We start from the raw sequence: 6,190 nt of genomic DNA on the forward strand, positions 1-6,190 counted from the left end.
AGTCCGCAAGAAGCAGAAGGAGCGAGCCCTAACCGGGGTATCTATCTGAAATGCAGCGCAAAATCATCCACATCGACATGGATGCGTTCTATGCATCAGTGGAGATCCGCGATAATCCCGAGCTTCGCGGTAAAGCGATCGCCGTGGGCGGCAAAGCCGACTCACGCGGCGTTATCTCCACCTGCAGCTATGAAGCACGCAAGTATGGCGTGCACTCGGCGATGCCGAGTGCGGAAGCGCTAAGGCGCTGTCCGCAGCTGATCCTACTGCCGGGACGGATGTCGGTGTACAAGGAGGTATCCGCGCAGATCCGTGCGATCTTTGCCCGCTACAGCGATCTGGTGGAACCGCTGTCGCTGGATGAAGCCTATCTGGATGTCACCGAGTGCCAGGTCTGCCACGGCAGCGCCACGCTGATCGCCGAACAGATTCGCGCCGAGATTCTGGCGGAAACCGGGCTCACCGCCTCGGCCGGCGTGGCGCCTAACAAGTTCCTCGCCAAAATCGCATCCGAAGAGAACAAACCCAACGGGCAATTTGTCATCACGCCAGACCAGGCAGCGGCGTTTGTTGCCGCCCTCCCCCTGCGCAAACTGCCCGGAGTGGGGCCGCGAACGGCGGAAAAACTGGAGCAGATGGGGTTGCATCATGGCCGTGACATTCTGTCCTGGTCACTGACCGAACTGACGGACAGGTTTGGCAAGTTCGGCCACAGCCTATATCAACGGGCTCGCGGTATCGACGAGCGGCCGGTACAACCCTCACGCATTCGTAAATCGGTTGGCGTGGAAACCACCCTGGCCCAGGACCTGCGCACCGAAGCTCAGTGCGCTGCGGTATTGAACGGCCTGCTGCCCGAACTGATGCAGCGTTTGCGTGGCCGGACGTTCAAAGGAGTGACGATCAAACTGAAGTTTCACGACTTTCAGCAAACCACGGCAGCAGGCCAAAGCGATCGCATCAGTGCCGATATTCTCGACCCCATCCTGCACACCGCCTGGCAACGCGCCGTAGGCCGGCGCGTCCGACTGGTCGGCATCAGCGTCAGCCTGAATGAAGAGACGACGATACGCCAGCTGAGTCTCGATCTGTAAACCGGATCGCCACCTTTACATCAGGTCTCGGACTTGCACCACGGCCGGCCTCATATCCCTGATTCGTTCTTCAGTTTCTCGATACCGAGCGATTTCAGCACCATCTTTTCATAGATCGGATCGCAGTTGCCGTGACTGATCTTGCGCATGAAGTACTTCTCGAACCCGACCTTGGCCAGGTGTACCCACTTGCCCTTTTTCATCCAGCTCACGTTGCGCGGCGGGATCTGCGGCATCGCCACGAAGGCGATACCGGTATCGCCCATATCGGCCAGACAGACCGCATTCCAGGTCGCTTCCGCGCTGGCATCCTTACCATCCAACCGCGACCTGATATTGTGTGCCGTGGCGGTCACCATACTCTCGATCATGAAGCCGGTCTTTGGCACCCCGGTCGGCACCGGTGTCGGTTTTTTCGGGGCAATGGCAACCGCCACACCTATCCCCCAGATATTGCGATAGGTCGGGTTGCACTGATGCTCATCGATCAGGATGAACCCCCTTGGATTGACCAGTCCCTCGACACCGCGTACCGCATCGATGCCGGTAAAGGCCGGCAGCATCATCGAGTAGCTGAACGGTAACGCATGACGTTTCTTCTCCTGCCCCTGCTCGTCGCATTCGATCACGTGCATCACGCCATCCTCGACTCGGTCCACCTTGGCATTGCAGATCCAGTCGATATGGTGCTGACGCAGCTCTGATTCCAGCATGCTTTTACTGTCGCCAACGCCATCGAGGCCAAGATGACCGATATAGGGCTCGGGCGTGACAAAGGTGATCGGCACCTTGTCGCGTATCTTGCGATTGCGCAGATCCTTATCCATGATGAAGGCAAACTCGTAAGCGGGGCCGAAACAGGACGCCCCCTGCACAGCCCCCACGATAATGGGGCCCGGATTGGCGGTGAACTCCATCCACTTGTCGCGGGCCACTTCGGCATGATCGACGTGGCAGATCGACTGGGTATAGCCCTGCGGGCCGAGCCCCTCGATCTCGTCAAATGCCAGACGCGGGCCGGTAGCTATAACGAGGTGGTCGTATCCAAGGGTTCTGCCATCTGCCAATTCGATCCGGTTTGACTCGGGCACGACCTTGGTAACGCCGGCCACCACCAGTTCGATCTTCTTCTTCGCCAGGGGTTTGTCGATCGGCAGTACGATATCTTCGCGTTGGCGCCAGTCCACCGCGATCCAGGGGTTGGAGGGCACAAAATGAAAGTAATCCTTGTCGCTGACAACAATAACCCGGTCCTCCGGACGCGCCAGCGCTTTCATTTCATAGGCCATCGGCACCCCACCAATGCCTGCACCGATAATCACGATATCCGCCATACGCCCCCCAGAGTCATTGTTATTCTATTAAGTAAACTTAATTTAGTACTTACTAATATAATAAGCAAGCGGTAACCGCAAGGTCGATAGAACCTTTCTCCCGGTGGTTACCGGAGTGTGGACAGACGCTTTGACCGGTTTCAGAACGCCAGGCAATAAAAAACCCAACCACTGTCGGTTGGGTTTTCTTTCGGGTTTTGGTTCGCCCGGATTTGGAGAAGGTGGCGGATACCGCCACCTCTCTCAACCGGGTACAGATACAGCGATCACATGCAGTGTCTACACTCAGCCGTCGACATGCAGATTGCCACTGCTCAACAAAGCATTCAGATCTTCAACATCACCATTCACCACGATGGTCTGCGCAGCAGAACCACCACTGTTGGCATCGCCACCGGTGTACACCTCGATAGTGGTGTTGGTGCCATCGAAGCTTGCCTTCAGATAAGCGTCCAGGTTATCGGCGTTGATGGTATTGCTGCCGTCATGATCCAGCAGATCGGTCAGATCTATGATATCGCCCTCGGCAACACTGAAGTCCTTGACGGTGTCCACTGCAGGGGAACCCGCTACGCCTTCATCACCGGCTTTCCACACGAAGATATCCGCGCCTTCGTCGCCGAACAGGATGTCGTCACCGGCACCGCCGACCAGGATATCGTTGCCGACGCCACCATGCAGCGTATCGTCACCGTCGCCTGTGAGCAGGCGATCGTCATCACCGCTACCGGTCAGGTTCTCGTCGGTGGTCAGGGTCAGTGTAGCCTCGCTGGTATCGCCGTCACCATCGGTGATGGCGTAGGCAAACAGGTCTGTGCCACGCGGCTGCTCGATGTTGACATCGGTCAGCGTATAGCCGCTGCCGCTGCCTTCGTACTGGAACGCCAGATACTGAACACCGTCCGACAACGTGATCGGGCCGCTGCTGTAGGTACCATCGCTGGTCAGGTCACTCCCCCCTACGGTACCCGATTCGACCAGATTACCCTCACCATCAAAGGCAAACCATGTGATACCGGCCTCTCCCGTCGGTCCCGCGTTCGCTTCGCCGATGGAGAAGCTAAAGGCGCCATTGATCTCGCCGCCCAAGTTGACCAGCAAGGTCTCGCCGCCATCGATCGTTGTCGCGCCCTGGCTGTCATCGACGCCATAGCCCACCTTGCTGGATGAGCCCCCGGTCGCGTTGTGGGTATCCACCAGGGCATTGGCTGTAAGGTCAAGATCCAACCCTGTTGCAGAGATCGGGTTGACGCCATCCCCGTAGGCGCCCACAACTCCCGCCTGGCTCAAGTCAACCACCTGATTGACGCTGGCCAACGGCTGGTAGGTGTACTCACCATTGCTCTGGATAGTCAACGTGCCGTAGCTTCCGGCAATGCTGGTTGTGCCGCTGGCGCTGACCTGCACACCCGAGCCGCCATTAACGGATACGGAGGTAACCAGGGCACCGTCGGCCCCCTGTTCATCGTTGTCCAGTACACTACCCGTTGCCGAGCCGGTCGCATCCACTGTCTTACTCTGATCCACAGCCAGACTGGAGGTAACCGAGGCAGCAGCCACGTCGTCCGCAGCGGTCGCTACATCATCGATGATCTGAACTGACAGCGTGTCGGTTGCCACATCGCCATCAGTATCTTCCAGGCGGATGGCGAACTGCTCCGACAGGCTGTTTTCTCCCTGTGCCGTCGCATGTGACTCGCTATCGTTCAGGGTATAGGTGTAGGTCACCACACCGGTATCGGCATCGTAAGCGGTGATCGACAACGTATTGCCGAGAGTAGTCGTAATCTCGACCGGATATGAGCTAACTCCAGCGACCACTTCGACTCCCTCTACCGTCAGGCTCGCGACACCATCCAAAGCACTGATGGTGAACGTGCCCTGCTGAGTGGTCGATTCCTTGTCGGCATCGGAACCGGCCGGCAGATCGTCTTCATCGACGATCACCGCATCGCCGCTCAGGGTAATGGAGACGTCGTTGTCCGGTGTCGGTTCGATGGTGAGCGTTTCGCTGTCGGAGTCCTCGGCGGTAGCTGCTGCACCCGGGTCATACGCCGTCGCGGTCGCAGTCACGGTAAGCTCGCCTTCATAATCGGCCGGCACGGTCAGCGTAAGGCCGCTGACGGTCACAACGCCGGTTTCCGGGTCCACCTCTACCGTCGGACCGGTATATCCGTCTGCGTCGGTAAGCAGCAGCTCCCAGGTGCTGACGCCGTTTTCCGTTCCCAGCCACTGACTATCAGAAAGCTCGACACCTTCCGGCGTGGTCACGATCAGGTGAGTAATACTCTCGGAATAGTCCGTGTCGGTCGGAGTGGCCGTGATGTCGACAGAGTAGGCTGTTGAGGCAGACTCATAGGAGACACTGTGCAACAGGAAGTCACTTTTGCCATCTTCAGGCACACCGAACTCGATACCCTCGATCATCTTGCCAGGATCGGCCTCAACGGTGATCGGCTGCCCCACTCGATCGGCCACACCGTCATCGTTCAACGCCAGCGGGTCCATGCCGCTGATGGAGAACGTCTCGGTGCTGCCGTCCGTGTACTTGATCGTGTATTCAGCCGTTTCCTCATTGCTTTCGCTATCACCACGAAGCCAGGCGACCTGGAAGGTTACCGATGTGGCGGGTGTATCCAGATCCACCACCAGCAGCTCGCCCTGCTCGATTTCCGATGCGTCGCCCCAGCCTGGCTCCCCGACGTAATCCGCCACCCCAAAACCGGTGGGGTTCAACTCAACGCCATTTTCGTCCTGATAGCGAATGGAGATATCGGTCTGCTCGCCCGAAGCGTTATACGCCGCTACCGTGAAGCCCAGCGGATTTCCATCCAGACCATCCGGGTTGCTCAGCACATTGAACAGATCCGCCGCGTAAAGCTCTGAGTTCGTAACCTGCGTCAGCGTCAGCTCAACGGTCGGTGTATCCGTCACCGGGTTGACCTGGATATTCACGGTGGTCGACTCGGTCGCAACACCATTGCCGTCTACCGCGGTATAGGTAAACGAGTCGGCTCCACTGTAATCCTGATCCGGCGTATAGGTGAAGGTACCATCGCCGTTCAGGGTCAGCGTGCCATGAGCCGGATCGGTGTTCGAGGTGATCGTCAGGCTACCTTCGGCGGTATCGTTGCCCAATACACCATCGGCAGCCGTCGAAATGGTCAGCGTCGTATCCTCATCGGTTTCGTACGCATCAAGCGCAGTTTCCGGCGCTTCATCCACGATGGTGGTGGTGACGATAGCGTCGCTGTAGGTGACGGTTTCGTAGTCGGCCGCTTCGCTCCAGTCATGACCCAGACTCAACGTGAAGCTCTCGCCGTTGTCGGCCAGCGCATCGTCGACCGCCGCGATGGTGAAGCTGGTGCCCACGGTGGCGGTGACGGTTGCGTTCGAGCTGTAGTCGTCGCCACGGGTCGCGCTGTCGCCTTCGGTACCGACGTTGACGGTCAGGGTACCGCCCGGCTGGGTTGCCAGCGGGTTGCCGTCGCCGTCGACCGCCAGCACGATGTATTCACCCTCACCGCCATCTTCGGCAATGCTGTTGGTGGCGACGTTATTGCCATCGACCACCGCGAACAGCTGGAAGGTATAGGCGCTGTCGTTGTCGTCGATGATGGTGGTGGTCACCGCCTCGCCGTAGACGACGCTCTCGTACGCCGCGGCATTGCTGTAGTTGCTCGCACCCACGCTGTAGGTCTCGCCGTTGTCGGCGATGTAGTCGTCCAGCGCCTCGGCGGTAAACTCGACGCCCAGCGTCAC

The 6,190-nt window shown here is 58.7% G+C and carries 3 protein-coding genes; 1 reads left to right on the plus strand and 2 read right to left on the minus strand.

Annotation, left to right across the window (positions count from 1 at the left end; genetic code table 11):
- The first annotated feature begins 50 nt into the window (after positions 1–50).
- Entirely contained in the window at positions 51–1,094 is a 1,044-nt protein-coding gene (dinB, locus tag KQ940_RS11900; RefSeq protein ID WP_217413849.1) for a DNA polymerase IV, read from the plus strand.
- Positions 1,095–1,144: 50 nt separating this feature from the next.
- On the opposite strand, the gene KQ940_RS11905 is transcribed toward dinB, so the two are convergent.
- Both KQ940_RS11905 and KQ940_RS11910 read right to left on the minus strand, forming a co-directional pair.
- Positions 1,145–2,428 (minus strand): NAD(P)/FAD-dependent oxidoreductase, encoded by a 1,284-nt coding sequence (locus KQ940_RS11905; RefSeq protein ID WP_217413850.1) that lies wholly within the window; start codon positions 2,426–2,428, stop codon positions 1,145–1,147.
- A gap of 285 nt (positions 2,429–2,713) precedes the next feature.
- A partial coding sequence (locus tag KQ940_RS11910) for an Ig-like domain-containing protein (RefSeq protein WP_217413851.1) occupies positions 2,714–6,190 on the minus strand: 3,477 nt, incomplete at its 5' end.

This window comes from Marinobacterium ramblicola, from assembly GCF_019084545.1.
Lineage (GTDB): Bacteria > Pseudomonadota > Gammaproteobacteria > Pseudomonadales > Balneatricaceae > Marinobacterium_D > Marinobacterium_D ramblicola.

Bases quoted from the DNA above. Each gene is read 5' to 3' on its own strand.
- dinB (WP_217413849.1), top strand. From the start codon at position 51: ATGCAGCGCAAAATCATCCACATCGACATGGATGCGTTCTATGCATCA.
- KQ940_RS11905 (WP_217413850.1), bottom strand. From the start codon at position 2,428: ATGGCGGATATCGTGATTATCGGTGCAGGCATTGGTGGGGTGCCGATG.